Source organism: Thermococcus kodakarensis KOD1 (assembly GCF_000009965.1).
Classification (GTDB): Archaea; Methanobacteriota_B; Thermococci; order Thermococcales; family Thermococcaceae; genus Thermococcus; species Thermococcus kodakarensis.
In genome coordinates, this window is the sequence record NC_006624.1 from 1,796,564 (window position 1) to 1,822,455 (window position 25,892).

Genomic DNA, 25,892 nt, shown 5'->3' on the forward strand with positions numbered 1-25,892 from the left:
ACTCCTCGCCTTGCGTATTATGGCAGGGTAATTGATCATACTTTTATGCCCTCCCGCATCACGTTGAGGATCAGTGGGTCCGAGCTCATGTCCGGTTTCTCGATGTAGGGTATGAGCGATATCGCCACTCCTTTTTCGATGGCATACTTATTGGTCGCCTCTGCCATTCTGTCGAGCTCCTCAAGCGTCGGCCACCGCTTCACAACGACGAGTACATCCACGTCGCTCCACTCTTCAGCCTCTCCCCTCGCGTAGGAGCCGAAGAGGATGATCTCGACTAGGTTCTCTCCGAGGATTTCTTGGAGCCTTGCCTTCACGTCCCGCAGAATTTTGAGGAGCTCTTCTTTTGGAATAACGGGCATTATACGACCTCCACATCCAGTTCCGAGACCTCTCTGATGTCTTTGAAGTCAGAATCGTGGGTTATGAGTTTTTCACCATTGGTTATGCATATTGCCGCAATCATAATGTCCGCAAACTGTTTTGGTCTTCCAATTTTTCTGAGCCTTCTTTGAAGTTCTACAGCCGTTGCAATACTTCTTCGGGTTATCAGAAGTACCTCTCCATGAAATTTCCGATAGGTTATGACAGGGGGATATTCAACCACGGTAACCTCTGTGATGTTCTCTCTTATTTCCTCTCCCGCCTTAACTCGTCTTATGACTATGTTTGTGTCAATAACTACCATTTATCCTCGCCTTCTCCTTTTTTCTCATCTCTGAGAGCATTTCTTCATCGTTTTCAAGAAGAACGTCATCCGTGGTACTGTACGTCTCGATAAAGCGGAGATAGGTTTCCCTATCCACCCTCCCAGAGGCGAAAGCCCTCTCTATCTCCTCCTCAACTAGTCGTTCTACCCTCCTCACGAAATCCTCACTTACCCAGTCGGGTACCCTAATGGTGATCACCTTTCCCATGCTTTCACCCCAAAGAACTTTGTCCCTTCTCAACTTAAATCTTACAGCATCAGATCCTCCTTCGTTAGGTAGCCCTCGAGGTAGAGCCCACCGAGGAATGCCTGACCGACGTTTACCCCGTTGTCCCCTCTCGGCACCTCGGTCGTCACGTGGAAGTTCAGCCCGTTCGCCTCCACGACCTTTCTTATCATCTTGGTTATGAGCTCGTTGTACGCAACTCCTCCGCTCAGGGCAACGTTCTTCACTCCGAACTCTCTGGCCCTTTCGACGGCAGTGTGGGCAAAGGCCCTCGCGAGGGCGAGGTGGGCGGAGTAGGCTATGTCCGCGGGTGATGCCCCCTCAATTGCCTCAAGGATACTCTGGAACAGCTCTTCAACCCTTATCAATTCTCCTTCAACTGGAACCTCGAACTTCAGGTCGTTCTTGCCCTTGAAGGCGAAGCTCTCAAGCTTCATTGCCGGTTCTCCCTCGTAGTGCCTCCTGTAGGCGACGTTGAGGAGGACGGCAATGGCATCGAGGACTCTTCCCGTTGAAGAAGCGTAGGCCGTGTTTATCCCCTTGGCGAGCTGGTTGAGGACGACGTTGAACTCGACCTTTCCGTACTTGAGGCTCTCGACGGCCTTCGGGCAGCAGCGGTTTATAACACCTTCAAGCTCGTCAATCGAATAGACCTTGCTCAGTATCCCCATCAGAGCCCTCAATGGATAGTAGCTCGCCAAATCCCCGCCCGGGAGAGGGTAGTAGTCGATGTGGGCCAACCTTTCAACGTCCTCATAGCCCAGATAAAGGACTTCCCCGCCCCAAGTGTTTCCGTCTGTCCCGTAGCCAACGCCGTCGAGCGCTATCCCAATGACAGAATCGAGGTTTTTCTCGGCCATGACGCTCGCTATGTGGGCGTAGTGGTGCTGAACCTGAAGGAGTTCCACGTCCAGCTCGTTGGCCATCTCCATTGCAAGCTTCGTCGTGTTGTAAGCCGGATGGAGGTCGGCTATGATGAGATCAAGGTTTTTCACCCTGAGAATCTTCCTGAAGTGTGCTATTGCCTCCCTCATGAACTCGAGGACTTCAACCTTCCCGGTGTTGCCTATATACTGGCTCGGGTAGACCTTTCCGTTCTTTGCCACGCCGAAGGCGTTCATGAGTTCAGCGCCAACTGCCAGGCCGTTGTATTCGAAAGGTATCTCTATTGGAAGTGGCACGAAGCCGCGGGAGCGCCTTATCACGGCCCTCTTCCCATCAACGAACCTTATCACGCTGTCGTCTGCCCTGTTCAGTATCTTCCTGTTGTGGAGGAGGAAGTAGTCGGCTACATCCTTAAGTTCCTCAAAAGCCCTCTCGTTGTCCTTGACCATCGGCATTCCTGGGTAATTGGCCGAAGTCATTACATAAACCGGAGTTTTGCTCCAGTGGAAGAGGATGTAGTGGGTTCCAGCGTAGGGAAGCATGACTCCAATGGTGTGAAGCCCCGGCGCGAGGTTCTCGGGGAGCGGGAAGGGCTCCTTCTTGCGGAGCGTTATTATCGGCCGTCTGTAGGATGTCAGCTCCTCCTCTTCCTCTGGGCTCACATAGGCGAAGCTCTTGACGGTTTCGATGTCTTTGGCCATTATCGCGAAGGGCTTCTGTGGCCTGAAGGTTCTCCTCCTCAGTTCAGCAACTACTTCCTCGTTGGCTGCGTCGCACGCTAAATGGATTCCTCCTATTCCCTTGATGGCCACTATGTAGCCCTTGTCTATGAGCTCGGCCGCCTTCCTGAGCGGATCGCCGTATATCTCCTGCCCGTCGCTGGTGTAGAGCCTGTATGAAGGCCCACAGACGGGACAGGCCGTCGGCTCGGCGTGGTAGCGCCTGTTGAGAGGATCCTCGTACTCGCTCCGGCAGAAGTCGCACATCGGGAACTCCTTCATCGTCGTGTTCTCGCGGTCGTAGGGGAGGTCCTCAATTATCGTGAACCTAGGGCCGCAGTTTGTACAGACGATGAAGGGATACATGTAGCGCTTGTTGGTGGGGTCAAAAAGCTCCCTCAGACAGTCGTCACAGATGGCTATGTCAGGTGGGATTATGGAATCCCCGCCCTTTCCCCCTTTGGAACTTTTCTCAATGTAAAAGCGGTCGAAACCCTGCGGCGGGATTTCCTTCTTTTCAATCCGGTCAATTCTCGCCAGAGGAGGCTTCTTTTTGTAGAGGTCTTCGATGAAGGCTTCGATGTCCTCTTCCCTGCCCTCAACGACTATCTCAACGCCCGCATCGCCGAGGTTTTTGACGTAGCCCCGCAGGTTGTGCTCGTGGGCTATTCTGTAGACGAACGGCCTGAATCCGACCGCCTGAACGATGCCTTGAACGTGAATGTGATAGGCCTTCATTCCTCTCACCGGTTTTGTTTTGACCTTCTGAGCCTTTATACCTTTCCAAAACCAAAAGTTGAAAACCATAATGGAGTTCTGAACCTTTGGTGCCCACTGTCATCCTTCTGGACCAACTACGAAACGAGAGCCTCCATTATGGGAAACAGAATTCGGAAAAGAGTTCCTTCAAGAGATAGGCTAGAAATGGAAAAAGCGGAATAGCGCCATCAGGCAAATGTAACGCTCCTGTCCTTGAGGGAGCGATTGAGCAGGTCGGCGTGCTCGAGGGTGACCTGGTACTCCGCTATCTTCTCGAGCTTGATCTCCTCGCCGTCGAGGAGTATCTTGTTGACGTAGACCTTGCCCTCATCGAAGCCGACGGTGTAGACGAAGAGATCCTTCTTACCGAGGTACTCCCTGATCTTCTCGTCCTTAAGGGCCTCGGCGAGTCCTCCTGCCGCGAATATCCTGACGTGGACGACGAATGCTCCAGGAACGTCCTGCTCGGCGAACTGTCTGAGGGTCTCTACGAATATCTTCTTGGTCTCCTCGATCGGGGTCTCACCACCGAACTGGAGGACTGTAACCTGCGGGGCGAACTCCTTGACGCGCTTCGCGATGTCCGCCTCCTTGCCTGCCTCTGCAAGGAAGTGGTAGGTCACTCCTCCGCTGAGGGTTATGTATGTAGCCTCGGTTGCGGTGGCTATGCTGGAGCAGATTATGTTCCTGCTGGCAACGACGGCAACCTTGTTGAGCCCGAGGTCTGCGAGGGCCTTTCCAACCAGCCTTCCAGTGAGGGCCCTAAGGTAGATTTCCTCCTCAAAGGTCGTCTTCGCCATTGGCACCACCTCCAATACCCAGCTATGGGTGTTTGTTCTCGTTATTGTCCAATGCAGTTAAGGAATATAACCTTTTTGGTTCTCCTAATGAACTTTTGTTATCCTAATCACACTTCTTTTTGAACAGATGACAAAATCGAGTCAAAAAATAGCCAAATATTTGACATTTAGACACCACAAATGTGTGGAATCATCACAGTGTCAATCACTCGGGGTGGTACTGCTCTCCTGCTAGAGCTCCGATGGTAGTTCGATAGATAAACTTATAACGTTCGAAAACAACAGAGAAGTGAGGTGATGGAAATGCTGAGCGAGAGAATGCTGAAGGCCCTGAACGAACAGCTTAACAAGGAGCTGTTTTCTGCATACTTCTACTTGGGCATAGCGGCCTACTTCAAGGACATGGGCTTTGACGGCTTCGCCACCTGGATGGAGGCCCAGGCCGAGGAGGAGCTTGGACACGCCATGAGGTTCTACGACTACATCTTCGACAGGGGCGGCAAGGTAGAGCTTGAGAAGATTGAGAAGCCCAAGCAGACCTTCGAGAGCCCGCTGAAGGCCTTCGAGGCTGTGTACCTCCACGAGGTTGGGGTTACTCAGTCGATATTCAAGCTCGTCGAACTTGCCCAGGAGGAGAAAGACCACGCTACCTACCAGTTCCTCCAGTGGTTCGTCGAGGAGCAGGTCGAGGAGGAGGCCAGCACGAAGGCGATAGTCGACAAGCTCAAGATAATCGGCGACAACCCCCAGGGCCTCTTCATGCTCGACAGGGAGCTTGGAGCCAGGGCGCCGAAGCTCAGGGCACTGCTCACTCAGAAGGGTGAGTGATTCTTGTTTTCTCTTCCTAGTTTTTTGAGGAAGAACTTCCAGAGAAGGAAGATGATGAGGTAGTTCTCTTATGAAACCGTTAGAATGAGGCCCAAAATGTACAACAAAAAATAAGGAAGTCAGAACAGCACGCCGTACTTGTAGAATATCTGGCATGTTCCTTCGTAGGACACCATGCACGGCCCGACCGGGTGTCTCGGCGTGCAGGTCTTTCCGAAGAGGGGGCAGTCAGTAGGTAAAGCCAGTCCCCTCAGCACGGCGCCGCAGCGGCAGCCCTTTTCGAGGTCGGGCAGGTTCTTGGGAACCTCTACTTTGTAGAAGCTCCTTATCTCGAAATCCTTCCACTCCTTCCTCAGCTCGAGGCCGCTCTTCGGGAAAACGCCGAGGGCACGCCACTTGGCATCGACGACCTCGAAGAACTTGTCTATCATCTTCTGGGCGACCACGTTGCCTTCGTACTTGACAGCCCGCTCGTACTCGTTGATTATCCTCGCCTCGCCTTCCTTGTACATCCTGATGAGCATAAGAATCGCCATGAGGACGTCGTTCGGCTCGAAGCCCGCGACGACCTGAGGGATACCATACTTTTCTGTCAGGTACTCCCAGCCCTTCACTCCGATTATCGTGGAGACGTGACCAGGGGCTATGAGGCCCTGAAAGACCGTGCCCTGCTTGAGGAGCACCTCAACGGCTGGCGGGGTTAGCCTGTGGACGGAGTATATCTTGAAGTTCTCAAGCTCCTCTTGGGCGGCGACGTTGAGCATTCCGGCCGCTGGAGCGGTTGTCGTCTCAAAGCCCGGCGAGAAGTGGACGACGGTTTTGTCCGGGTTCTCCTTGGCGATTCTGTAGGTGTCAAAGATACCATAGACGATTCTGACATCAAAGCCCTCACTCTTTAAGTCGGCGAAGCTCCCCATCGGCGTCGGGATCTTGTACATGTCGCCGAAGGTCGTCAGGATTATCTCTTCTCCCTCTTCCCGGGCTTTCCTCATGATGAGCTGCATCGCCACGATGTCCTCAACCGGTGTTATGCAGACCGGACAGCCCGGCCCGCTGACGACCTTAACGTTCTCCGGAAGAAGCGAGCGGATTCCGTGCCTCGTTACCGTGTCCTCATGGGTTCCGCAGACGTGCATTATCCTGATTTCACCGTCGAGGGTCTTCGCTTCCTCTCTGATCTTTTCAACGAGTTTCATGGCCACCTCACGCGAGCGGTAGGCCTCAAAGGGCTCCTCCATCAGAACCCCTCCATGGCCTTCTCAACCTCTGCCCAAGCCTCAAGGATTTCCATCGCCTTCTTCTCGTCCAGCTTCTCTATTGCAAAGCCCGTATGAACGATAACCCAGTCTCCTGGCTTGGTATCTGGCATTAGGTCAAGCCTTACCTCCCTTTTTACTCCCCCAAAATCCACGACAGCAACGGGGCCGTTTACCTCAATGACCTTTCCAGGAACTGCAAGGCACATTTTTCTCACCACTTTAAAGTTGGGCAAGGCTCTTATAGGGCTTTTTTAAACCAGGGGTTTAGAACCCCAAACTGTGTGATGACTATGATTGGAGCAGTCTTGGCTGGAGGGAGGGGCAGACGCTTCGGCGGAGACAAGCTCCTATTCAGGATCAGCGGAAAGCCCCTCCTCCTCTACACCATTGAGAGGCTGGAGCAGGCGGAGAAAATAGACGAGATAGTCTTAGTTGCATCAAAGGAAAACGCGGAGAAGCTCAGGGATTTTGGGCACGATGTTGTGGTTGATGAGCTGATGATCGGGCCGATGGGTGGGATTTTCACCGCCCTGAGCCTCGGTGACGCCTTTGTTGTCGCCGGCGATATGCCCCTCCTCGTCCCGGAGTTCATAGACTTCATCGTCGAGCGCTTTGAAGAGGCCAAAAAGCCAGCCTGTGTGCCGAGGTGGAGCAACGGCTACCTTGAACCGCTCCACGCCGCTTACTCAAGTTCTTTCAGGGATTTTTTGGAGGAGAGGATAAAGTCCAGAAACTACGCTATAAACCAGGCTATAAGGGAGAGCGACGCCTGTTACATCGAGATTGAAAAACTGCCAGAGGGCTGGAGGGAGAGCTTCTTCAACGTTAACACGAGGGAGGATTTAAGGAGGCTCACTCCACTGAGAACCCGAGACAATCCGGATACATTGAGATGATTTGAGGATGGCTAAAACCAGAAGAGCACGTTGGTATCAACCGCTATTCTTTCTCTCAAAGAAAGCCCTCCTCCTCGCCCCTATGTCCTTTGCGATCTCTTCAATGTCCTCATTGGTAAGCGTGGAGTTCTTTAAAATATTGTTGAGCTCAGCTAATTCTCTGAGCCTTTCTTCCACCAGCTTGGCAAAGCCCCGTGCAATTCTTGGATCGATTCCTGCAGGGACGTGGATTGTTATCGTGCCCATCTTAACCACGATCAAAAATTTTCACGGAGTTTTAAATAGCTTTCTTACTTGTTCTTCAGAATCTCCGCAATCAGCTCAGCCAGCCTCTCCGCCCTTTCCTTTATCAGTTCGCTCGGCTCCTCAAAGAGGCCCGTCGAACCCGGCTGACAGCCGATGAGGACTATATCGCTCCCCGTTTGCTCTTTAATATAGCTCGCCACAATCCTCAAAGGAAGCCCGTGGGTCGATACAGCTTCCCCGAGGGTTTTCAGCGGGTCGGCGATTATAAACTCCCCAATCTCACCCCCGAAGTGGATGGCATCAACGAAGACCACCAAGTCTGGCTTAAAGGCCGCTATCTTACCGACGTAGCTCTCCGGCATCTCGCCGCAGTTCAGGATGAGAACATCTGGGGTCTTCACCAGCTCCTTCAGCCTCTCGGCGACGAGAACGCCGAAGGCGTCGTCCCCCCTCACGTCGTTTCCGATCCCGCAGATTACGATCCGCGTCTTCCCGGAGAAGACATCTTCAAGGACGCTCATTATTCAATACCCCCTGAAAATTCCTTTCCGGTACAGCTCAATGAATTCCAGCCCCCTGAGGATGTATACCTGAAAGTCTCCTATCTGAAGTATCTTTTCGTCGTTCCTCATGTCTAAGAGGTCTCGGTCGTACGTGATTATTGCATCCGCGCCGCTTTCGAGGGCGAGCTCAAGCCACTTGTTGTCGCTTTCATCTTGGCACAGTGACAGTCTCGTTTTGGGCTCAACAAACACGCTGATTTCTTTTATAAGCTTCAAGAGGATGGCTGGGTCTTGGAGTGGATTCCGCGGGGCAAAGCCCGAGCGAAGCCCCATTATCTTCGGGTGGGCGAACTTCTGCTCAACCTCTTCGAGCGCTTCCTTCGAGATGTAATTCACCACGGCCCTATTAAGCATGAGGTTCAGGATAAACGCAACTGCGTTTTTCTCTGGATTCTTGCTGAGGAGAAAAGAAATCCACGCCGAAGTCTCTATCACAACTCTAACCCCATCTCCTTCAGCCGCCTCTCGATTTTCTGCCATTTTTGAATGTCCTCCTCGATTTCATTGAGAGCCTCTTCAAGCCCCTCGGGGGCATCCTCTGTTGGGAACTCTACAGGGATTGATTCTGGAATTTGGGCTTCTTTTTCAGCCCTCTCAAGTTTCCCCATGTTCTCCTTCCACTCCATGTAACCGAGAAAGTCTTCAACGGTCACACCCAGGGCCTCAGCCAGCTTAAGGACTACCTCAGAAACGAGCAATCTCTTGTCCTTGTCCTCCAGAAGTTTTTCAATGCTGTAGAGTTTGGGGTTCACGGCCTCGCTCATTGCATTAACGCGTACTCCCCAGGAGTATTTTAAGCTTTCGAAATTCAAAAATGAAAATCAAAGCCTCCCCGCCAGCTCCCTCACCTTCCCGGCGAACTCCGTCTTCATTAGTTCTTCAACGTTCCCAACCTTCGCGTCGAGGTCGGGGTAGAATGGTATGCCGACCAGGTAGGGAACGCCGAACTCCTCGGCGAGCTTTTCAACGTCCTTCTCGTCGTCGAGCTGCTCCGAACGGAGTTTCATGTTCTCAACGACGCCGATGACCTTGTGTCCTTCCTCTTTGAGGAGCTCGATGAGCTTCCTCACGACGTTGAGGGAGAGCTTTGAAGGTGTAGCGACAACGAGAAATTCGCCTCTCTTGAGGAAGCGGAGGACATCCAAGAGCTGGTCGCCAAGACCTGGCGGCATGTCTATGACGAGGTAGTCCAGCTCGTCCCAGCGGGTTATCGTGAGCAGCTCTATTAGCGCGTCGCTTATCTCCTTACCGCGGAGCGGTGTAGGTCTGTCTTCCGTGTAATACGCGATAGTCATGAACTTTATCCCGTGAACAGTCGGCGGAACGACACCTCTGTCCTCCTCGGGGAACTCCTTGGGCTCAAAGCCGAGGATGACGTGGTCGCTGGCCCCGTGGAAGTCGAGGTCGAGGAGGCCGACCCTGTAGCCCTTCTCAGCCAGGACGAGCGCGAGAGTAGTTGAGACGAGGGACTTTCCAACACCGCCCTTTCCGCTGACGACCGGGATAATCCGCTTGACTCCCTCAAGCCTCGCGTTTATCGCTATCTCCCTCGGGTCTATCGCGTTCATGACCCTCCCTCCTTCTCGATCTTTATTCCAGCAACGTAAACTCCCCTTCCCTTGACGACCTCGAAATCATGACTGCCGCACTTCGGGCAGGCGAGGAAGGCGTGGACGACCTCCGGGATGAAGTGGATGTCCTCCTTAATCCTCTCGTCGAACTTATCCTTTACCTCCTTGAGCTTCCACTCATAGTTACAATTCCTGCACTTAAAGACGGCCTCTTCCTCGACGAACTCTATTTCAGCACCCTCAGCAATCGTCCCGGCGAAGAGCTGCTCCATCGCGAACTTCACGATGTCCTCCGCAACGTCCTGGAGTTCCCCAAGAACAACCCTAACCGCCTTCACCCTGCTTGCCCCTTCCCTTTGAGCATAATCTAAGACCGTCCTTACTATCGCATCGGCAAGCGCCCACTCGTGCATGGTATCACCGAGTTCCTATTGGAGTGCTACCTTAAAAAGGTCTGAGTTTTAAACCATCCGTTTACATAACAAAAATCTTTTGAACGAGTGAACGGAAATCGAAATGAGGGGATGAAAGTGGCCCACCATCACCACGGCGAGCTTAAGGGCAGGATGCTGTTTTCCTTTGCCCTGAACATCGTGATAACCCTAGCCGAGGTCATCGGTGGTATCCTCTCCGGAAGTTTGGCCCTTCTCAGCGACTCCCTTCACAACTTCAGCGATTCAATGAGTATCCTCGCGAGCTATCTCGCCATAAAGATAGGCGAGCGAGAGAAGAACGAGAAGTACACCTTCGGCTACAAGAGGGCTGAGATTTTGGTCGCGTTCGTTAATTCCGCTGTCCTGGTCGGTGTTGCGCTCTTCCTCCTCGTTGAGGCTTACAAGCGCTTTAAGAACCCAGAGCCAATAGACGGCCCTCTGATGCTCGGGGTTGCTCTAATCGGCCTCTTCGCCAACTTAATCTCGGTTCTCCTGCTCCATGAGCACGCCCACGAGAGCATGAACGTCCGCTCCGCCTACCTGCATCTCCTGAGCGACACGCTCTCTTCGGTTGCGGTCGTGATAGGTGGAATCGCGATAATACGATGGGATGTTCTCTGGATCGATCCCCTCGTCACGGTTCTAATCTCGGTTTACATCCTCCGCGAGGGCTATGAGATACTGAAGGAGAGCGTGGAGGTGCTCATGGAAGCGGCTCCTGATTTAGATCTTGATGAGATAAAACGCGAAATCGAGAGTATTCCGGGTATCAGGAACGCCCATCACTTCCACGTATGGCGGATAGGGGAGAAGGAGATCCACTTTGAGTGTCACGTCGAAGTTAACGACATGCCGATAAGCGAGGCGCAGAGGTTAATAGACGAGATTGAGGAGAGGCTTAAGCGCTTCGGGATAACCCACGTGACGGTTCAGCTCGAGGCTGGGCGGTGTGAGGATAAAAACACGATCTGCGGTGAGAAAGGTGATTAGGGTAGCAGTCCCAACATCCAGAGGTGGGCTTGAAGACAGAGTGCATGAGAGCCTCGTGAGGGCCGAGACCTTCACTCTGGTGGAGCTTAAGGATGGAGAAGTAAAAAGCGTGGAGATTGTCGAGAACCCCCTACCGAGAGGAGCCCTACGGAGCTGGTTCTAAGGTGGCCATGTTTCTGGTCAACCTGGGAGTGAACGTACTGCTGACCCCTATGGACTGCCCGAAGGGAAAGGCAATACTTGAGGCGGGGGGCGTTAAGATAATTAAAGTAAAATCCGGGGAAAATGTCAAAGACGTTCTAAACCTTCTCAAGGATTGAACACGCTCTCAGCTCCGTTCGTGCTTTCTTCCTTCTTTTTCGTCAGGGGCTTTGTTATCTCAAAGGCCTTTCTTATGATCCCGTGCTCTATGACGAGCTTCTTAACGTACTCCTTTGGTGGGAACTCTATGGCGTTACATGGGCAGAGGATTGCACAAGTGTTGCAACCAACCATGCAGTTGTAGGGCCTCGCAACAACGGGCTTTCCCTCTTCGGTGTCCCAGTCGAAGACCCTCCGTCCACAGGTTATAAAGCAAAGGCCACAGCGGGCGCAGACGCTGTAGTTTATCTTTGGATACCACTCTATCTCCTTTCTATCAACCCCCCACCACGGAATAACGCTTAGGTCCTTAACCTCTCTCCCGAGAGCGTCCCTCCCGATGACGGGAGCCTTAACATCGGCCATTTCACCCACCTCAATTTATGCTGAATCTTTTTCATTTAAAATATTTTTCATATATCTAGGTTATCAACCAAGAGTTTTGGGCAGAAGTGTCCAGAAGCTTTGGATGTAGGCAAATGGAAGCTAGAGAAAACTCTTAAATAAAATGACGACAAAATAAAAGCAATCCAAACCGCTATGGGCATCCAGTTTTTCTTTTCTGCTCCGGTTTGGAGCGGAGGTGTCGTGATGAAAAGAACCTACCGTGTTCTGGTTTTTATGTTGCTAGCCGGGTTAGTTCTCATAGGCGGATGCGTGGAGAACGGCCCCGTTTCCACTGGAGGGGGCCAGACGACCGAAACTGGAACGAGCGTAAGCACTTCCACTGATCATATAGGCGAGACAGACACTGGGACAGCAACCACAACCGAAACTGTTACTGAAACGGTCACTCAAACCAATACTGAGACGGGCACGGGGACAGTTACGGAAACGCCGACGCCTAATGGGAGTGTCCAGTTCGACGAGGATGGATTGCCGATATGTACCGGGGACATGGACGAGGACCTTGGATGCGAGGACAACAAGACCATCGATGGGAGCGGCCCCGGCTTCTCCCTGCCGGAGGATATTCTCCTCAACATAACACTCGAGCCCGTTCTCCAGCTGGTGCCCCTAAACCCGCCGAACCTCACTTACGTTGGCCCTCTGAGCTCTATGGCAAGCGTTCCGGGCGAGGAGGACGTTATCGAGTGGGTTGGTCTGGCCACGTCATCAACGGAACCCGGGAAAAGCGTGACTCTAACGCTCCACTTCAAGAACGAGAGCCTCCTTAGTCAGTACATACATGTACCCTTCATTATGGATCCCGTAACGGGGAAGAAGGTAACGTACCAGCCAACCGTGATGAAGCTGAGCGAGGGAGACGAGTTCGGGAAGCGCTGGGAGGTCCACCTATACGGCGGGATAAGCGGAGGGAGCTTCACGCTCTACGAGATTACCGGAAACGGCCCTCTAAAGCTCCAGGAGGGGACGGTTGAGCTTAAGGGCTCCTCTGCGAGCTTCATCCTCGAGAACTTCTCCTCAATCTTTCCGGAGAAGACCTACATGAGCATGGAGGCCGTTCCGATGAGCTCCAAGTTTTCTACCTTCACCTACCCATCGAAGGAGAGCTTCGTGATAAAGGCCAAAGAGGGCAGGATAGACTACTACACTAGCGCCTTCTTTGGTATAGAGGATGAGCCAGTGAGCATCAGGACCACGAGCAGCGAGTACGACCTGATTTTTGAGTTCTACGTAACGAAGGACACCTGGCTGTCATTCACAGGGTTTATTGATAGCAGTGACGACGGAATGGCCGACTGGATACTTGAAGTTAGAGATAGAAACTACGAGCTGAAAGATGAATCCGGGAGCCTTTTCAGAGATGGAAACGTGACCGTTGAGAACACCCAGCTGGGAAAGAAGGTCAGTCTCAGGATAGAGAACTTCTACAGCCTCGTCCCGTGGAGGAAGTTCCGCTTCTGGATGACGAACTGGATCGAGCGCTTTCCAGCAAAGAGCAACCTCTGGGTTGACGCAAGCGAGGGAATGAGCATCGAGAAGGACGTTGACCTCTACCTGGTGGCTGTTGTGGAGGACGTCTTTGTAAAGGAGAACGGGGACTATGCGGAGGGGGAAATACAGCTCTCCTCGTGGGCCTACGGAATGACCTGGCCCGATGGAAAGGCCTGGCCGATAAACCACAGCTCCATCTACACCTTCGGCTATCCAATCGGCCACTGGGTCGAGGCTGAGGACAACAGCAGACTTTTGTATCACGACGATAGGATGACGGGCTCTCTCAACATGCCCTTCGTGAACGGCTATCCGATCCTCGCGATGCCCATTGACGAGGCGAAGAAGTACAAGATCATAGTCCTCGAAACAGCGGGCTGGGATAGAGACGAGCCCGGGAAATACGTCACCAAAACGGTAGGCTACCTAACGGACTTCGCCGTGGGAATGGCCACCGGGGAGATTGGGACGGTGGCGGACTACGCCTACAAAGGAGCTACATGGATGAACTGGCTGGCGACGGGCCAGAGCGGGGACGAGCTCTGGGGGAGCGTCTTCAACTGGCTTGCTGGAGCGGAACCCGACAAGGTCGGAAACGCCGTCTACGTGCTCCACCCCAACGAGGCCGACTTCACCAGGGGCTACCGCGTGACCGCAGAATCGAGGGACGGCAACATGCGCGTAACCTACGTCATTTACGAGGTGGAGGTGCCGAGGCTTCTCAAGTACGACAACCTCAAGGCGGAGCTCCTAGAGGTGGACTTCACGAAGGACACCGAGATAGGGGACGACGAGTATTACTACTATGCGAGGGCCTGCGCTGGCTTTGAGAGCCTCGGTGAAACTGAGGGGCTCCACAACGTCGAGGTTAACGTTTTAGCTCCAGCCGGCTACGCCTACTCCTATCCGGTGAGCTCAAGCGAGGGAGCGACCTTCAACCGCCAGCCCTGCTCGGCATCAAAGCTCTTCCACAAGTACCTCAGCGGGAACGAGCTCTCCCTGAAGCCCGGCTTGGCCATGCTGGAGCGCGACGACGCTAGGGTTCCATTCCTCTACATGGAGTACTCAGGCTGGGAAGAAGATGCCGGAAAGTGGGGCAACGACGACGACCCGATGGGTAACGTTGGGATAACGATAGTCTTCGATGACGACTACTTCGACTGGGACGTTACATCAGGAATCCCGAGCAAGTACTGGTCGCTGGACTTTGACGTCTGCGGCGTCTCAGGTGGCTGCTCTAAGGTGTGGTTCGGGCTGGACGTGAGGCGCGAGTGAGCGTTTCTCTTTTTCTCAATTCTTCCACTTCAAGCGTGCTCCCTAAAATATGAGAGCATCTGTTTTAACATTTAAAAAACTTTTTAAATGAGCGTCATTTCATTTGGCATGACAACAAAAATGAGATGAGCCTAATGGACTACATAGCAGTCGGCATCATAGCTTTCATCCTGAGCGTCATCTTCTCCATCGGCGGAGTCGGAAGCGCGATAGCAATAGTCCCGACTATGATGTGGCTCGGAATACCCCTCATGGTTGCGAAGCCCACTGGCCTTTTCATAAACACCCTCTCGATGCTTTCGGCGACGATCAAGAACATCAAGCACGGCAAGCTCGACCACCGCTTCGGTCTCCCGATACTGGTTATGGCGACGATTTTTGCTCCCCTCGGGGCCTACTCGGGTAAGTTCATACCCAAAGAATACGTCCTCTGGATCTTCATAATATTTCTCCTGTACTCTGGCACTATGATGATCTTCTTCAAGCCGAGGCCGAGGGACGGAGATGGGAACCATATCGTAGAGGGCTCGCTCATCGGAGGCTTGGCAGGGTTCCTCGGCGGACTGCTCGGCGTCGGCGGAGGGGGTATAATAAGCCCGACGCTCATAATGCTCGGCTACGAGCCGAAAAAAGTGGCCGCGACAACGGCTCTGGTGGTCTTCTTCTCATCCCTGAGCGGTTTCCTTACTTACTGGGGTATGGGCGCTCTCGACTGGAAGCTCCTAGGGGTTGTTTCAATCTCCGCTATAACGGGCGGCTGGCTCGGAACACATCTCATGCACTTCAAGATGAGTTCCGAGCAGGTAAAGAAGGTAATCGGCGTTATTCTCTACCTGATAGCGCTGAAGATGGTTCTCAAGGTTCTCTGATTATTTTTGATTAGGGAGAAAAATGGAAAATCACGAGGAAAAGTCGTGGAGAAGCGTTTTAACCCCCGTGACCAGCCACAGGGCCAGAAGGAACCAGTAGAGTGCAAAACCGAAGTCCACCATTGCACCTATCCCGAGGCTCGTCCCAACGTTGTAGGTCGCGCTCACGTAGGCCCCAAGGGGGAAGATGAAGCCCCACCAGGCGAGGCTGTAGGGGAGATGCAGGTTTCTGAGGTAGTGGAGCGTCATCAGGATAGCCATGATGAGCCACCAGAGTCCGAAGCCCCAGAGGATAAAGGCAAAGCCCTTGAAAGCCTCTCCTGCAACGGGCAGTACCTTAACGAGGTTTAACAGCGCCACTGCACCCGCTCCAAGCGGTCCGAGGTTTATCCAGACTGCCGGCGCCATCATGGGCGGGAGGAGCTCGTGGGTTATGAAGCGCCTCATCACTATGGCGAAGAGGGCCAGATAGAGGAAGAAGCCCGCGCCGAAGCCGAAGTAGTTGAACGCAATAAAAACCTCTCTCCACGTTTGGGACTGCGGGAGGAACGGCAGGGCCGTGAGAGGTATCACGATAAGCCCAACCGGCGGTATAAACCACGCTGGCGTTATCGTCTTTACATCTACCCCCTCACCCACGAAAAACAGGTAGGGTATCAGGAGGGCGAAGACCACGACGAGAATGCTCCCAAGAATCCAGAGCGGGAGGGCTATTTCCCTGTGGCCGACCATTGCGAGGTTTATCGCCACTATCGTCATCGCTATCGGCATCGTTCCGTAGAAGTGGCTCGTTACGGGGTGGTAGAGGTCTCTCTTCGCCTCAGAGGGATACTTGATCCACCTCAGCAGCCAGGGTATTAGGAGAATGAAGAAGACCGCGGCGTTCAAATACACCAGTGCCTTCGAAAACGTGCCAAGCGCTGGAAGCTTCGAGGAGTATGCCTTACTGACCAGCGCCAGGGCTCCCGTTCCCATAACGCTCGCAAACCAGCTCGGTGCAAAATCTCTCACGTTTATTCTCATTTTTCTTCACCTGAAGAAATCGCCATATTTTTGTTTTTAAGCGTTTTTTGAACGTTCAGTTGAGAACCCCTAAATGGCAAAAAGAGCATAGAAAGAATGGAGAGAACGGGAATGAAAATGGAAACAATCAGTGCTCGCAGTGCCCTCCCTTTTCCTTCTCCCGCTCTATCTTCTCCTTCCAGTGGGGGTCAACCTCAAGAACCTGCTCGATGAAGGCCTTAACTACATCGCCGACCTTTCCGTAGGCGCCGGTTACGACCGTTATTCCAAACTGGTTGAAGTATTCCATCGCCCGTCTTCCCATCCCGTAGACGATGACGACCTCGGCCCCGTGTTCCTTTATGAAGTTGGGCAAATCACCTGGGCCGTGCTCCTCAAAGGGGACAGGAACCACCTCAACGCCCCTTATCTCGCCGTCCTCCACGTCCACGAAGGCGAAGTACCTGGCCCTTCCAAAGTGTCCGCTCATCGGACTTTCCAGTCCAAGGTCTTCATCTACAGGAAGCGCGATTCTCATGCTATCACCACCACAACCATGAATCATTTTTCAAATATAAGCTTTGTGCATATGCACGCCTTTACTCCTTGGACACATCGGTTATAAGAAGATGCCATAGGATCATCTTAAGCTCACGGATCTGCCGGCTTTATTATCTCAACTTCTCCCTTTATCTTCTCCGCCCCGACGGTGTTGAAGACCGTCCCGTACTTCTCGGCCAGCTCCTTAACGCGCATAATCTTTTTCTCGTCCTCGTTAGTGAAGACGGTGATCTTGTAGGTTATCTCCTTCAGCTGGGGCTCGTCAAGCCCGCGCCAGCCCCTGACCTCTACCTCAAAGCCCTTCACGTCGAGACGCATCTTCTTGATCAGCCTGCCCCAGTTGACAGTCAGACAGCCACCTATAGCGGCCAAGAGGTATTCCGTCGGGTTTGGTCCTTTGTTGTGGCCGTCCGTGTTCGTGTCTATGTGAAAGGTAAACTCCCTCACCTTCGCTTCACTTCCGACGTTGCCGTCCCACTTCAGGTGTGCTGAATACTCAAGGCGCTTCATGAAATCACCATTGAAAGTTATCCCCGCCATTTTTAAAACCCAGTACAAACCAAAGGTTAAGAACACTAATTTTCCAAAAAGCATTTAAATCGTGTTACTATATTGGGTTTCGGTGACACAATGAAGAACACGCCCGATGATCGTATGGGAATTGTGCTCCAGTACATAGGGAAACTCCGAGTCGGAGTGTTCCACCCCTTGAAAACTCACCAGTTCTATCCCCGGAAAATCCCAGGGGGGATAACCAAACTCGAATGGAGGGCCTGAAATGAAGAGATTGATGGCAGTTCTTCTGGTGCTGTTCGTAGTTCTTGCAGGCGGTTGCGTGGGTACTTCCTCAAATGGGGCAGAGAAAGCCTCACAGCAGTACATAACCGTAACAGACTCCCTGGGCAGAATCGTCCAGGTTCCTGTGAATGTCCAGAAGGTCGTTGCCATCGGGCCAGGAGCCCTTAGGCTCATCGTCTACCTCAACGCGAGCAATATGGTCGTGGGAGTGGAGGACTTCGAGAAGAAGTACTCCTACGGAAGGCCCTACATCATCGCTCACCCGGAGCTGAAGAACCTCCCGAGCATAGGCCCGGGAGGCCCTGGAAAGCTTCCCAACCTCGAAGCACTCGCCAACGTCTCCCCTGACGTGATAATAGCGGTATTCATAAGCAAGGAGCAGGCCGATGAGATTCAGGAGAAGACTGGGATTCCAGTCGTTGTCCTCAGCTACGGTGCGAGGGGAGGAATGAAAGGTTTCAACGATCCTCAGCTCATAGAATCAATACAGCTGGCAGGTAAAATACTGCACAGGGAAAAGCGGGCAAAGGAACTCGTTGACTTCTTAAACTCCGTCCAGGAAGACCTGCAGAAGAGGATGAAGGGTGAGAAGAGCCCAAGGGTTTACGTAGGTGGGATAGGTTACAAGGGTGCCCACGGAATAGAGAGCACCTACGGCGACTACGCCCCCTTCGAAGTGCTGAACCTCACCAACATAGCCTCTTCCCTCGGCCCCGGCTGGAAGACCGTTGACAAGGAGTGGCTCCTCAAGGAAGACCCGGACTACCTCTTCATCGATGAAGGCGGCTTGAAAATAATCCTCGACGACTATAGGAAGAACCCGGACTTCTACAGGGCACTGAGCGCCCTAAAAGAGGGCAGGGTGTACGGACTGCTCCCGTTCAACTTCTACAACACCAACCTCGGAACGGCTATAGCAGATACCTACTACATTGGAAAAGTTCTCTACCCGGAGCGCTTCAGCGACGTTGATCCAGTGAAGAAAGCGGACGAAATCTATGCATTCCTCGTTGGAAAGCCGGTCTATGAAACCCTCAAGGAGCAGTTCGGCGGCTTCGGAAAGATAGACTTCGAGAACGGAACCGTTAAGTACTCACTGCCAACTTCACCGTGATGCCCATGGACTACGAGGGATACATCGCCAGAAAGTTCCTCATCGGCCTCTTTTTACTTCTTCTCACACTCCTGGTTAGCCTGTACTCTCTGTCCCACGGTTCGTACTCACTGTCCACGGGTGATGTCATAAACACGCTCCTTGGAAGGGAGGGCGGAAACGCTTACCTCATAGTCTGGAAGGTTCGCCTGCCGCGTATAGTTGCCGCCCTTTTCGTTGGTGCTTCCCTCGCCGTCTCCGGCGCGGTAATGCAGGGGTTCTTGAGAAACCCCCTGGCGAGTCCGTTCACAATGGGAGTCTCCCACGGGGCTATGTTCGGTGCCTCTCTCGCCATAATCCTCGGTGCCGGCTATGCGGAGAGCACCGGTAGAATCTCGCTCGACAACCCGTATGCAGTGGTCATCTTCGCGTTCGCTGGTGCCATGGCTGCTGTGGGCGTGATTCTTTTGCTGGCAAAGCTCAAGGGACTTTCCCCAGAGGCAATAATCCTCGCCGGAGTAGCTATGAGCTCCCTCTTTGTGGCACTAACGACCTTCATCCAGTACTTTGCGGATGAACTCCAGCTAGCGGCGATGGTCTACTGGAGCTTCGGCGACCTTGGAAGAGCAACCTGGAGGGAGGACGTTATACTGCTCCTGGTCTTTGCACCGGTGTTTGCATACTTCATCGTGAAGAGGTGGGATTTGAACGCCTCCGCAGTTGGAGAGGAAGTGGCCAAAAGCGTTGGTGTGGAGGTAGAGAGGGTTCGCCTCGTATCCACTTTCCTTGCCGCCCTGATAACTGCCATCAGTGTGGCCTTCGTTGGGGTTATAGGGTTTGTTGGCTTGATAGCTCCACATCTTATCAGGCTCATAGCGGGGGGAGACTACAGGTTTCTGATACCCCTCTCGGCCCTCGCAGGTGCTTTACTCCTCGTCACGGCGGACACCGTTGCGAGGCTTGTACTTGCCCCCACTGTACTCCCCGTTGGGATAGTGACATCATTCCTTGGAGCTCCGGCCTTCATATACCTCCTCGTCAGGATGGAGGGACGAAGATGACCGCTGTTGAGGCCAGAAACCTTCACTACTCCTACAACGGCACTGAAGTCCTGAAGGGCATCAACCTGAAGATTGAGGATGGGGAGTTTGTCGCAATACTCGGCCCGAACGGCGCCGGGAAGAGCACCCTGCTGAAGTGTCTCTCTGGAATCCTCAGGTGCAATGGTGTTTATATCTCAGGACGGCCAATTGGGGAGTACTCTAGGAACGAACTAGCGAGGCTTGTGGCCTATATCCCGCAGAGAACGGAACCGGGTTTTATGACCGTGTTCGATACAGTTCTGCTTGGTAGAAGACCCTACATGGGATTGAGGCCCTCGAAGAGGGATGTAGAGGTCGTTAAAAACGCACTGAAAAAGCTGGGGATAGATCACCTCGCCTTAAGGCCCACCAGGGGGCTGAGCGGTGGCGAACTTCAAAAGGTCGGCATAGCGCGCGCCCTGGCACAGGAGCCTGAGATTTTTATGTTTGACGAGCCAACGAACAACCTTGACATCAGGAGCCAGCTTGAGGTCATGAAGCTTGCGCGCGAGCTCTCTTCTGGGGGCAAAACCGTTATCATGGTCATGCACGAGATCAACCTCGCCATCCGCTTTGCGGAGAGGTTCGTCTTCATTTCAGAGGGACGGGTTGTTGCGGACGGTGGCCGTGAGATCCTGAAGCCTTCATTGTTCAGGGAGGTTTACGGAACGGAGGTCGAAATCGGGGAGGTGCACGGGATTCCGGTTGTTGTCCCCCTCTAATTACTCAAATGTGGGCAGTACTGTCAAATTTCTGGACAAACCTTTTAAGCCCTTGGGAAAACCTAAGTCGGAGGTGTTGCAGATGACGATCAAAGCTCCTACCCTCAACATAGGCGGACTTGGCGCCGATCCGCTCACCCAGAGGATTCAGGAGAAGCAGAAGAAGTGGAAGTACAAAATAGCCGTCCTGAGCGGTAAGGGCGGCGTTGGTAAGAGCACAGTCGCGGTCAACCTCGCTGCCGCCCTCGCGAAGATGGGCTATTTCGTTGGAATCCTAGATGCCGACATACACGGGCCGAACGTCGCCAAGATGCTCGGCGTTGACAAGGCCGACGTTCTTGCCGAGAGAATGGACGATGGAAGGTTTGAGATGATCCCCCCAATGGCGGACTTCATGGGTCAGGTAACTCCTATCAAGGTCATGAGCATGGGCTTCCTCGTTCCAGAGGATCAGCCTGTCATATGGCGCGGTTCCCTCGTGACCAAGGCCATAAAACAGCTCCTTGGAGATACAAAGTGGGGAGAACTTGACTTCATGATAATCGACTTCCCGCCTGGAACCGGCGACGAAATCCTCACCGTTACCCAGAGCATCCCCCTTGATGCGGCTGTGATAGTCACAACTCCACAGGAGGTAGCCCTACTCGACACTGGGAAGGCCGTCAACATGATGAAGAAGATGGAGGTTCCCTACATAGCGGTCGTCGAGAACATGAGCTACCTCATCTGCCCGCATTGCGGCAACGAGATAGACCTCTTCGGCAGGGGTGGTGGAAGAAAGCTCGCCGAAAAGGAAGGCGTTGAGTTCCTCGGTGAAATACCGATAGACCTCAAGGCCAGGGAGGCCAGCGATGCGGGAATCCCGATAGTCCTCTATGGAGACACCATGGCGGCAAAGGCATTCATGGAGCTGGCTGAGAAGCTCGTTAAGAAGCTTGAGGAAATGAAGGGCGAGAAAGCTGAGGAGTAAACCCTTTAAGTTTTACATTTCAACCTTTTCAGCGCGGCTCAGGCCGGCGGGAGCCGAAGCGATGGGGCCGCGCTGGACCAGGCTGCATTAACTTTTTAACACCTTTTTCATACCAATTGCGGGAGGCAGATGAAGAAGGCTCTTCCTGCTCTGTTTCTCATACTGATGCTGGCGGGCTCCGTTTCAGCCGCTGAGGTTAGTTATCGCCCTAACAAAGATGCGTTCGTGAAGTTTCTTGATTCGAATCTGACGTATCAAGTTGTTCCGGGCAACGACCCATGGTCGAGGGGATGGGCTGTTTACGTCGATGAAAAGCTCTCCGCTGTCAAAACACACGGAAACGATACCTTCGTTCTCGTTGGGAACGTTTATACAAACGACCTGATTGCCAAGATCTGGAACGAGACTGGCCTTGATCCCTCTGCTTCTCTAGAGCCTTCAATCATTGTGCTGAATGGCACTGTCCTGATTACCGGAAGCTCTGAGAACCTTTATCTGACATACGAGCCGTTTGTTGATATAAAAGAGAACACTGTAAAAATTGCGGTTGTTACTCTGAGCATTATCGTTTATGCTGTTATCCTGATGTTAGTTTTAAGAAGGGACGGGAGCTACGCTGGAAGCACCTTCCTGATGGGTGCTCTTCTTTTAGGGGAATGGGTTCTACTCGAACCAATCCCTGCACACCTGATTTCAAAAACACTCTACCTTTCTCTGGCACGTTTGAACGGCGCCCCTATCAATGATGTGCCCATCGTAATAATTTCCCACACTCTGGAAGTTCTTCCCCCCGATGAGAGGCTGTTCTGGGCAGTGAGGTGGCTTTTGATCTTTGTCCTTCTCGGCGTAACCGCTTACACTGCCCATAGAAGGGAACGCAGTCTGGGTATTGTGGCGTTCTTTTTGGTGCTCTCCGCGCCCTCGTTTAGGGAGTGGCTCCTGACTTCGAACGATATATTGGGATTGCTGGCCTTCGCGGTTGTGGTGGCAATTGTGTGCAGTTCAAACTTCGCCCCCTCTTCTTCGGGGGTCTTTTCGATGCTTTTGATGGCGCTGTTCACGGTGGTGGGAACGGCCTTCAATCCCTGTCTGGCTCTCTTGCCCTTTGTCTTTGTTATAGTATTCCCGGGTAGGGTCAGCAGAAACGTTCCTTACTTACTGCTATCATCAATTGGAGCCCTCTGGGTATATTACAATCTTGGAAAATCCTGGATATCGCCTTGGTATCCTGGAGCATTCCATACTGAGATTATAACTGAAAATATCGCGAAAGAAGCGTTGCTCCAGCTGGTAGTTCTGGTGTATGTTGGGGCTAAGATTATTGGGGGAAGAAAAGATATCAAAATCCGGAAAAAGGGTCCAACGGTGTTCGTTGGAGTCGTTACTGGGATACTACTGCTTTTAACACCCTTTAAATCCGAGCTTCTTCCTTATGCACTCTTCTCTCTATCTGTGCTTGCCGTCAGGCTGATCAGGGCTTCTCCTCAAATTTGATTGCCCCGAAGACGGCTCCGGGCAAGTGTGGTCCTATGGCCTTTATGATTCCAGGAGCCTGGGTGCCCTTCTTCAGAACCAGGAGGGTCTCCATAAGGCCGAGTTCCTCCAGCCTCTTAACGTCCCTTCCGTGACCCGTCCTTATGAGTGCTTCCTCCACTTTTTCACTGATGGTTCCGACAACAAAGAGCTTGTCGAATCCGTCACTTATCCATGACTTGATGCGCTTCAACTGCTCCTCGGTGAAGGCCAGCTCGACTTCCCTAGCTCCAAACTCGACCCTAGTGACTTCCACTTCCACTGGAAGGTTATCAACCCATCCAAACCTGCGTATCATCCCCCTGACCGGAATGTCTCCGAAGGTCTTTTTGAGGTAGTAAAGGGGCAACAAAGCGTCCTTTGGGGCCGGTCTGAACACGCCTATGTCCACGTAGGCCCCGTAGCCGACCTTTCCAAGGTCGATGAAGCGTCCGCGGTAGCTCTGGCCTTCTTCCACGTTCTTCAGACTGTAGGGGACTTCGCCGAACTCCTCTCTGACGAGGTTGGCACTTACCTCTTCGTCTTCCCCTGAGAGGGTTACCTTCACCCAGTTCTTCTTAACAGCTGAGAGCTTCCACTCAACATCAAGCTCGCCGAGAAGCGAGCGGAGCTTTTTGTTCAGCTTTTCAAAGCCGCTTCTGTCTCCATAAACCTTCTCCAGAATAACAACTTCCCGCATCTTCACCATCCCCGAAGTTCATTAAGAGGCCATTCACTCAGACCTTGACTTCTTTTTCTTTGAGGTCTTTCTGGGCTTCTTCTTGAGGCCCAGCTCGATCTCAAGCTCCTCAATTCGTCTTTTGAGTTCCTCTATGATGTGTGTGTTGTCGTACTGCATGAGCATCTTGCCGCAGATCGGGCACTGGAACTCGTACTCCATTGCCTCATCAAAGGTGAGCTTTGGATGCCCCTCAGTGCCGCACCAGTAGTATATCTCACTGGTTTCCTCCTCCAGCATCTCCTTGAGCTTCTTAAGCTCCGCCATTTTTCTGGAACGAATTATTTCGGGGAGCTTTTTGGTCTCAAGGCGCCAGTAGTAGTAATACCATCCGGTTTCAGGGTCCCTGATTCTCTTGAAGTCGGCCAGCCCCTCGTCGTTGAGCATGTAGAGTATTCTCCTTACCGTGTTCACCCTTATGCCTGTTGCCTCTGCCAGCTCTTCATCGGTGGCCTCTTTCATTTTTTCGAGAGCCTTGACTACCTCAACGGCCTCTTCTCCACCTATCTCCTGTGCGATTTCGAGGAGCTCCTTGTTCTTGCGCTTTGCCACTGACAGCAGCCTCCCAGAGTTTGATTTTATTCTGAGTGGATACAATCGCCTTAACGGGTAAACTCCAATAGAAAAATAGGGCCCAATGATATATATACCTTTCCCGTCTCCATAGAAACTATAATGAACAGAAAAGGACATCAATCATTAAAGTATTCGTCCAGAAGCTCCTTGGCAGAGGGCTTGTAAAGCTCAAGAACCTCGATTTTTTCTATCACGTTCCCCTCGCGGAGCTTCAGTTTTACCTTGCCCCCGTAAACCTGAAGGTCATCGAGCATTCCATAGATGGCATCTTCAGCCTCCAGAGGGCTTTTAAACTTCATGATGTACTCCCCATCCTCAGTGATGAGCTTGACCCAGTACTCGTTTTTCCTTTTGAAAGGACGGGTAATCTTTGGCTTGAAGTTGTCGATTACGACTTCCAAAGGACTCACCTCCAGCCTAAGCCCCTTCTGCTACCATATCATTAAGGCGATGCTCTTTTAAGGGTTTTCTATTTCGCTCTTAATGAGTCTTGTACCTGCCTATTTAAAAGTTATGAAAGCAACTTTTTTAGATATCGGATTGAGTTTAGTCGGGTAGAGATATGAAGGCCGTTGAAGTTAACAACCTCAGAAAGAGCTACCCCAAGAAGATTCCCCTCCCCTTCCGAAAGGTTGAATGGGTCGAGGCAGTTAAGGGTATAAGCTTCGAGGTCAAGAGGGGAGAGCTCTTCGGGTTGCTCGGCCCAAACGGTGCGGGAAAAACGACTACGATAAAAATGCTGACGACGCTCCTCGAACCGAGCGGGGGGAGCGCCAAAATACTCGGACTCGACCTCATAAGAGATGCAAGGGAAATTCGGAAGAGGATAAACCTTGTGGCCGAGGGCGAGAGGACGCTCTACTGGAGGCTCTCCGCCTATGAGAACCTCAAGTACTTTGCGAGGATTTATTACGTCCCGAAATCCGAGATGGAGAAGAGAATTGAAGAGCTTCTGAAGCTGGTCGGGCTCTGGGAGAGACGGAACGACCTCGTGATGAGCTATTCACGCGGTATGAAGCAGAGGCTTGCAATAGCGAAGGCCCTGATAAACGACCCCGAGGTGCTTTTCCTCGATGAGCCCACACTTGGTCTGGATGTTCAGAGCGCTCTCTTTGTCAGGGACTTCGTGAAGAGGCTCGTAAAGGAAGAGGGAAAGACCGTGCTCCTGACCACTCACTACATGGTCGAGGCAGAGGAGCTCTGCGACAGGATAGCCATCATAGACCACGGAAGGATCATAGCGCTTGATACTCCCGAGGGCCTGAAAAAGCTCGTGAAAGACGAGGAAACAGTTGAAATCGCGGTGAGGGAATTCAATCCAGCACTTCTCGAAAAATCCCCCTGGAAGCTTGCAGTCGTCCAGAGTACTGAAGAGAGAACAGTGCTTAGGGGGAGCGTTGACGAGGAAGACCTTCCAAAGCTGGTCGAGTGGCTCGTCAAAAATCAGGTTAAAGTGGTCTCCGTCGAGAGAAAGGAGCCGACGCTTGAGGATGTTTTCATAAAGCTGACCGGAAGGGGGCTGAGGGATTGATATCGGCGGTGATCGAAA

General features: G+C 52.6%; 33 protein-coding genes. 13 read left to right on the forward strand and 20 right to left on the reverse strand.

Annotation, left to right across the window (positions count from 1 at the left end; all coding sequences use genetic code 11):
- Window positions 1-35 precede the first annotated feature (35 nt).
- From TK_RS10000 to TK_RS10020, 5 genes are all read right to left on the reverse strand, one after another.
- Window positions 36-362: a nucleotidyltransferase domain-containing protein gene (locus TK_RS10000; RefSeq protein ID WP_011250944.1), complete on the reverse strand. Its 327-nt coding sequence runs from the start codon at window positions 360-362 to the stop codon at window positions 36-38.
- Window positions 362-688, reverse strand: coding sequence for a type II toxin-antitoxin system VapC family toxin (locus TK_RS10005; RefSeq protein WP_011250945.1), 327 nt, complete (start codon window positions 686-688; stop codon window positions 362-364). The genes TK_RS10000 and TK_RS10005 overlap by 1 nt, the downstream gene beginning before the upstream one ends.
- On the reverse strand, window positions 675-917 hold the full coding sequence (locus TK_RS10010) for a hypothetical protein (protein ID WP_011250946.1): 243 nt from the start codon (window positions 915-917) through the stop codon (window positions 675-677). Before TK_RS10010 ends, TK_RS10005 begins: the two co-directional genes overlap by 14 nt.
- Before the next feature lie 41 nt (window positions 918-958).
- Window positions 959-3,277, reverse strand: coding sequence for a carbamoyltransferase HypF (gene hypF / locus TK_RS10015; RefSeq protein ID WP_011250947.1), 2,319 nt, complete (start codon window positions 3,275-3,277; stop codon window positions 959-961).
- Window positions 3,278-3,486: 209 nt separating this feature from the next.
- Entirely contained in the window at window positions 3,487-4,098 is a 612-nt protein-coding gene (locus tag TK_RS10020) for a hypothetical protein (RefSeq protein WP_011250948.1), read from the reverse strand.
- Window positions 4,099-4,401: 303 nt separating this feature from the next.
- Between TK_RS10020 and TK_RS10025 the strand changes: the two genes are divergently transcribed.
- Complete coding sequence (locus tag TK_RS10025; protein ID WP_011250949.1) at window positions 4,402-4,926, forward strand: ferritin; 525 nt, start codon at window positions 4,402-4,404, stop codon at window positions 4,924-4,926.
- A gap of 119 nt (window positions 4,927-5,045) precedes the next feature.
- On the opposite strand, the gene hypD is transcribed toward TK_RS10025, so the two are convergent.
- The gene (hypD, locus tag TK_RS10030; protein WP_011250950.1) at window positions 5,046-6,164 is read right to left on the reverse strand and encodes a hydrogenase formation protein HypD; all 1,119 of its coding nucleotides are present in this window, start codon (window positions 6,162-6,164) and stop codon (window positions 5,046-5,048) included.
- On the reverse strand, window positions 6,164-6,391 hold the full coding sequence (locus tag TK_RS10035; RefSeq protein ID WP_011250951.1) for a HypC/HybG/HupF family hydrogenase formation chaperone: 228 nt from the start codon (window positions 6,389-6,391) through the stop codon (window positions 6,164-6,166). Before TK_RS10035 ends, hypD begins: the two co-directional genes overlap by 1 nt.
- Window positions 6,392-6,475: 84 nt before the next feature.
- Between TK_RS10035 and mobA the strand changes: the two genes are divergently transcribed.
- Window positions 6,476-7,081: a molybdenum cofactor guanylyltransferase MobA gene (gene mobA, locus TK_RS10040; RefSeq protein ID WP_011250952.1), complete on the forward strand. Its 606-nt coding sequence runs from the start codon at window positions 6,476-6,478 to the stop codon at window positions 7,079-7,081.
- Window positions 7,082-7,117: 36 nt separating this feature from the next.
- On the opposite strand, the gene TK_RS10045 is transcribed toward mobA, so the two are convergent.
- From TK_RS10045 to hypA, 6 genes are read right to left on the reverse strand one after another with little or no spacing between them, the layout of a single operon-like run.
- Window positions 7,118-7,336 carry a hypothetical protein gene (locus tag TK_RS10045; RefSeq protein WP_011250953.1) on the reverse strand — a complete coding sequence of 73 codons (219 nt, stop codon included), beginning with the start codon at window positions 7,334-7,336 and terminating at the stop codon, window positions 7,118-7,120.
- Between the two features lie 35 nt (window positions 7,337-7,371).
- Window positions 7,372-7,848 carry a hydrogenase 3 maturation endopeptidase HyCI gene (locus tag TK_RS10050; protein ID WP_011250954.1) on the reverse strand — a complete coding sequence of 159 codons (477 nt, stop codon included), beginning with the start codon at window positions 7,846-7,848 and terminating at the stop codon, window positions 7,372-7,374.
- Between the two features lie 3 nt (window positions 7,849-7,851).
- Window positions 7,852-8,370, reverse strand: coding sequence for a putative toxin-antitoxin system toxin component, PIN family (locus tag TK_RS10055; RefSeq protein WP_011250955.1), 519 nt, complete (start codon window positions 8,368-8,370; stop codon window positions 7,852-7,854).
- On the reverse strand, window positions 8,322-8,654 hold the full coding sequence (locus TK_RS10060; RefSeq protein ID WP_011250956.1) for a hypothetical protein: 333 nt from the start codon (window positions 8,652-8,654) through the stop codon (window positions 8,322-8,324). Before TK_RS10060 ends, TK_RS10055 begins: the two co-directional genes overlap by 49 nt.
- Before the next feature lie 57 nt (window positions 8,655-8,711).
- Window positions 8,712-9,458, reverse strand: a complete 747-nt coding sequence (locus tag TK_RS10065; RefSeq protein ID WP_011250957.1) for an Mrp/NBP35 family ATP-binding protein — start codon at window positions 9,456-9,458, stop codon at window positions 8,712-8,714.
- Entirely contained in the window at window positions 9,455-9,874 is a 420-nt protein-coding gene (hypA, locus tag TK_RS10070; RefSeq protein WP_011250958.1) for a hydrogenase nickel incorporation protein HypA, read from the reverse strand. The genes TK_RS10065 and hypA overlap by 4 nt, the downstream gene beginning before the upstream one ends.
- A 111-nt stretch (window positions 9,875-9,985) precedes the next feature.
- Here hypA and TK_RS10075 point away from each other — a divergent pair, with 111 nt between their 5' ends.
- The 3 genes from TK_RS10075 to TK_RS12255 are packed head-to-tail and all read left to right on the forward strand — an operon-like array spanning window position 9,986 to window position 11,205.
- Window positions 9,986-10,885 carry a cation diffusion facilitator family transporter gene (locus tag TK_RS10075; protein WP_048053764.1) on the forward strand — a complete coding sequence of 300 codons (900 nt, stop codon included), beginning with the start codon at window positions 9,986-9,988 and terminating at the stop codon, window positions 10,883-10,885.
- Complete coding sequence (locus tag TK_RS12250) at window positions 10,878-11,048, forward strand: NifB/NifX family molybdenum-iron cluster-binding protein (protein WP_011250960.1); 171 nt, start codon at window positions 10,878-10,880, stop codon at window positions 11,046-11,048. The genes TK_RS10075 and TK_RS12250 overlap by 8 nt, the downstream gene beginning before the upstream one ends.
- Window positions 11,049-11,055: 7 nt before the next feature.
- The gene (locus TK_RS12255) at window positions 11,056-11,205 is read left to right on the forward strand and encodes a NifB/NifX family molybdenum-iron cluster-binding protein (protein ID WP_232500646.1); all 150 of its coding nucleotides are present in this window, start codon (window positions 11,056-11,058) and stop codon (window positions 11,203-11,205) included.
- Here TK_RS12255 and TK_RS10085 read toward each other — a convergent pair.
- Complete coding sequence (locus tag TK_RS10085) at window positions 11,195-11,611, reverse strand: 4Fe-4S dicluster domain-containing protein (RefSeq protein WP_011250962.1); 417 nt, start codon at window positions 11,609-11,611, stop codon at window positions 11,195-11,197. The two genes, TK_RS12255 and TK_RS10085, sit on opposite strands and share 11 nt — an antisense overlap.
- 225 nt (window positions 11,612-11,836) lie before the next feature.
- On the opposite strand from TK_RS10085, the gene TK_RS10090 reads away from it, so the two are divergent.
- Together TK_RS10090 and TK_RS10095 are read left to right on the forward strand one after the other, a co-directional pair.
- Window positions 11,837-14,419 carry a hypothetical protein gene (locus tag TK_RS10090; RefSeq protein WP_011250963.1) on the forward strand — a complete coding sequence of 861 codons (2,583 nt, stop codon included), beginning with the start codon at window positions 11,837-11,839 and terminating at the stop codon, window positions 14,417-14,419.
- Window positions 14,420-14,553: 134 nt separating this feature from the next.
- Window positions 14,554-15,288 carry a sulfite exporter TauE/SafE family protein gene (locus TK_RS10095; RefSeq protein ID WP_011250964.1) on the forward strand — a complete coding sequence of 245 codons (735 nt, stop codon included), beginning with the start codon at window positions 14,554-14,556 and terminating at the stop codon, window positions 15,286-15,288.
- Window positions 15,289-15,318: 30 nt separating this feature from the next.
- Here the strand turns inward: TK_RS10095 and tdt are convergent, their stop codons facing one another.
- From tdt to TK_RS10110, 3 genes are all read right to left on the reverse strand, one after another.
- A complete protein-coding gene (gene tdt, locus TK_RS10100) occupies window positions 15,319-16,311 on the reverse strand; it encodes a tellurite-resistance/dicarboxylate transporter (protein WP_011250965.1) in 993 nt (330 codons plus the stop codon).
- Window positions 16,312-16,438: 127 nt separating this feature from the next.
- Window positions 16,439-16,828 (reverse strand): NifB/NifX family molybdenum-iron cluster-binding protein, encoded by a 390-nt coding sequence (locus TK_RS10105; protein WP_011250966.1) that lies wholly within the window; start codon window positions 16,826-16,828, stop codon window positions 16,439-16,441.
- Window positions 16,829-16,941: 113 nt separating this feature from the next.
- Window positions 16,942-17,361, reverse strand: coding sequence for an OsmC family protein (locus TK_RS10110; RefSeq protein ID WP_011250967.1), 420 nt, complete (start codon window positions 17,359-17,361; stop codon window positions 16,942-16,944).
- Window positions 17,362-17,629: 268 nt separating this feature from the next.
- On the opposite strand from TK_RS10110, the gene TK_RS10115 reads away from it, so the two are divergent.
- From TK_RS10115 to TK_RS10135, 5 genes are all read left to right on the forward strand, one after another.
- On the forward strand, window positions 17,630-18,763 hold the full coding sequence (locus tag TK_RS10115) for an iron ABC transporter substrate-binding protein (RefSeq protein WP_011250968.1): 1,134 nt from the start codon (window positions 17,630-17,632) through the stop codon (window positions 18,761-18,763).
- 5 nt (window positions 18,764-18,768) lie between these two features.
- Complete coding sequence (locus TK_RS10120) at window positions 18,769-19,803, forward strand: FecCD family ABC transporter permease (RefSeq protein ID WP_011250969.1); 1,035 nt, start codon at window positions 18,769-18,771, stop codon at window positions 19,801-19,803.
- Window positions 19,800-20,546: an ABC transporter ATP-binding protein gene (locus TK_RS10125; protein ID WP_011250970.1), complete on the forward strand. Its 747-nt coding sequence runs from the start codon at window positions 19,800-19,802 to the stop codon at window positions 20,544-20,546. The genes TK_RS10120 and TK_RS10125 overlap by 4 nt, the downstream gene beginning before the upstream one ends.
- An 82-nt stretch (window positions 20,547-20,628) precedes the next feature.
- The gene (locus TK_RS10130; RefSeq protein WP_011250971.1) at window positions 20,629-21,516 is read left to right on the forward strand and encodes an Mrp/NBP35 family ATP-binding protein; all 888 of its coding nucleotides are present in this window, start codon (window positions 20,629-20,631) and stop codon (window positions 21,514-21,516) included.
- A gap of 129 nt (window positions 21,517-21,645) precedes the next feature.
- Complete coding sequence (locus TK_RS10135; RefSeq protein ID WP_011250972.1) at window positions 21,646-23,010, forward strand: hypothetical protein; 1,365 nt, start codon at window positions 21,646-21,648, stop codon at window positions 23,008-23,010.
- Here the strand turns inward: TK_RS10135 and TK_RS10140 are convergent.
- The 3 genes from TK_RS10140 to TK_RS10150 all read right to left on the reverse strand — a co-directional run bounded on the left by TK_RS10140 (window position 22,988) and on the right by TK_RS10150 (window position 24,744).
- Window positions 22,988-23,728 (reverse strand): DUF2110 family protein, encoded by a 741-nt coding sequence (locus TK_RS10140; protein WP_011250973.1) that lies wholly within the window; start codon window positions 23,726-23,728, stop codon window positions 22,988-22,990. The two genes, TK_RS10135 and TK_RS10140, sit on opposite strands and share 23 nt — an antisense overlap.
- A gap of 33 nt (window positions 23,729-23,761) precedes the next feature.
- Window positions 23,762-24,319 carry a transcription factor E gene (gene tfe / locus TK_RS10145; RefSeq protein WP_011250974.1) on the reverse strand — a complete coding sequence of 186 codons (558 nt, stop codon included), beginning with the start codon at window positions 24,317-24,319 and terminating at the stop codon, window positions 23,762-23,764.
- Between the two features lie 140 nt (window positions 24,320-24,459).
- Window positions 24,460-24,744, reverse strand: coding sequence for a hypothetical protein (locus tag TK_RS10150; protein ID WP_011250975.1), 285 nt, complete (start codon window positions 24,742-24,744; stop codon window positions 24,460-24,462).
- 161 nt (window positions 24,745-24,905) lie between these two features.
- Between TK_RS10150 and TK_RS10155 the strand changes: the two genes are divergently transcribed.
- On the forward strand, window positions 24,906-25,874 hold the full coding sequence (locus TK_RS10155; protein ID WP_011250976.1) for a daunorubicin resistance protein DrrA family ABC transporter ATP-binding protein: 969 nt from the start codon (window positions 24,906-24,908) through the stop codon (window positions 25,872-25,874).
- Window positions 25,875-25,892: the final 18 nt, after the last annotated feature.

Bases quoted from the DNA above. Each gene is read 5' to 3' on its own strand.
- TK_RS12255 (WP_232500646.1), top strand. From the start codon at position 11,056: ATGTTTCTGGTCAACCTGGGAGTGAACGTACTGCTGACCCCTATGGAC.
- hypA (WP_011250958.1), bottom strand. From the start codon at position 9,874: ATGCACGAGTGGGCGCTTGCCGATGCGATAGTAAGGACGGTCTTAGAT.
- TK_RS10035 (WP_011250951.1), bottom strand. From the start codon at position 6,391: ATGTGCCTTGCAGTTCCTGGAAAGGTCATTGAGGTAAACGGCCCCGTT.
- TK_RS10050 (WP_011250954.1), bottom strand. From the start codon at position 7,848: ATGAGCGTCCTTGAAGATGTCTTCTCCGGGAAGACGCGGATCGTAATC.
- TK_RS10075 (WP_048053764.1), top strand. From the start codon at position 9,986: ATGAAAGTGGCCCACCATCACCACGGCGAGCTTAAGGGCAGGATGCTG.
- TK_RS10095 (WP_011250964.1), top strand. From the start codon at position 14,554: ATGGACTACATAGCAGTCGGCATCATAGCTTTCATCCTGAGCGTCATC.
- TK_RS10005 (WP_011250945.1), bottom strand. From the start codon at position 688: ATGGTAGTTATTGACACAAACATAGTCATAAGACGAGTTAAGGCGGGA.
- TK_RS10130 (WP_011250971.1), top strand. From the start codon at position 20,629: ATGACGATCAAAGCTCCTACCCTCAACATAGGCGGACTTGGCGCCGAT.
- TK_RS10090 (WP_011250963.1), top strand. From the start codon at position 11,837: ATGAAAAGAACCTACCGTGTTCTGGTTTTTATGTTGCTAGCCGGGTTA.
- TK_RS10110 (WP_011250967.1), bottom strand. From the start codon at position 17,361: ATGAAGCGCCTTGAGTATTCAGCACACCTGAAGTGGGACGGCAACGTC.
- TK_RS10020 (WP_011250948.1), bottom strand. From the start codon at position 4,098: ATGGCGAAGACGACCTTTGAGGAGGAAATCTACCTTAGGGCCCTCACT.
- TK_RS10115 (WP_011250968.1), top strand. From the start codon at position 17,630: ATGAAGAGATTGATGGCAGTTCTTCTGGTGCTGTTCGTAGTTCTTGCA.
- TK_RS10120 (WP_011250969.1), top strand. From the start codon at position 18,769: ATGGACTACGAGGGATACATCGCCAGAAAGTTCCTCATCGGCCTCTTT.
- TK_RS10010 (WP_011250946.1), bottom strand. From the start codon at position 917: ATGGGAAAGGTGATCACCATTAGGGTACCCGACTGGGTAAGTGAGGAT.
- TK_RS10135 (WP_011250972.1), top strand. From the start codon at position 21,646: ATGAAGAAGGCTCTTCCTGCTCTGTTTCTCATACTGATGCTGGCGGGC.
- TK_RS10000 (WP_011250944.1), bottom strand. From the start codon at position 362: ATGCCCGTTATTCCAAAAGAAGAGCTCCTCAAAATTCTGCGGGACGTG.
- TK_RS10065 (WP_011250957.1), bottom strand. From the start codon at position 9,458: ATGAACGCGATAGACCCGAGGGAGATAGCGATAAACGCGAGGCTTGAG.
- TK_RS10155 (WP_011250976.1), top strand. From the start codon at position 24,906: ATGAAGGCCGTTGAAGTTAACAACCTCAGAAAGAGCTACCCCAAGAAG.
- hypD (WP_011250950.1), bottom strand. From the start codon at position 6,164: ATGGAGGAGCCCTTTGAGGCCTACCGCTCGCGTGAGGTGGCCATGAAA.
- hypF (WP_011250947.1), bottom strand. From the start codon at position 3,277: ATGAAGGCCTATCACATTCACGTTCAAGGCATCGTTCAGGCGGTCGGA.
- mobA (WP_011250952.1), top strand. From the start codon at position 6,476: ATGATTGGAGCAGTCTTGGCTGGAGGGAGGGGCAGACGCTTCGGCGGA.
- TK_RS10140 (WP_011250973.1), bottom strand. From the start codon at position 23,728: ATGCGGGAAGTTGTTATTCTGGAGAAGGTTTATGGAGACAGAAGCGGC.
- TK_RS10060 (WP_011250956.1), bottom strand. From the start codon at position 8,654: ATGAGCGAGGCCGTGAACCCCAAACTCTACAGCATTGAAAAACTTCTG.
- TK_RS10025 (WP_011250949.1), top strand. From the start codon at position 4,402: ATGCTGAGCGAGAGAATGCTGAAGGCCCTGAACGAACAGCTTAACAAG.
- TK_RS10105 (WP_011250966.1), bottom strand. From the start codon at position 16,828: ATGAGAATCGCGCTTCCTGTAGATGAAGACCTTGGACTGGAAAGTCCG.
- TK_RS10125 (WP_011250970.1), top strand. From the start codon at position 19,800: ATGACCGCTGTTGAGGCCAGAAACCTTCACTACTCCTACAACGGCACT.
- TK_RS10085 (WP_011250962.1), bottom strand. From the start codon at position 11,611: ATGGCCGATGTTAAGGCTCCCGTCATCGGGAGGGACGCTCTCGGGAGA.
- tdt (WP_011250965.1), bottom strand. From the start codon at position 16,311: ATGAGAATAAACGTGAGAGATTTTGCACCGAGCTGGTTTGCGAGCGTT.
- TK_RS10055 (WP_011250955.1), bottom strand. From the start codon at position 8,370: ATGGCAGAAAATCGAGAGGCGGCTGAAGGAGATGGGGTTAGAGTTGTG.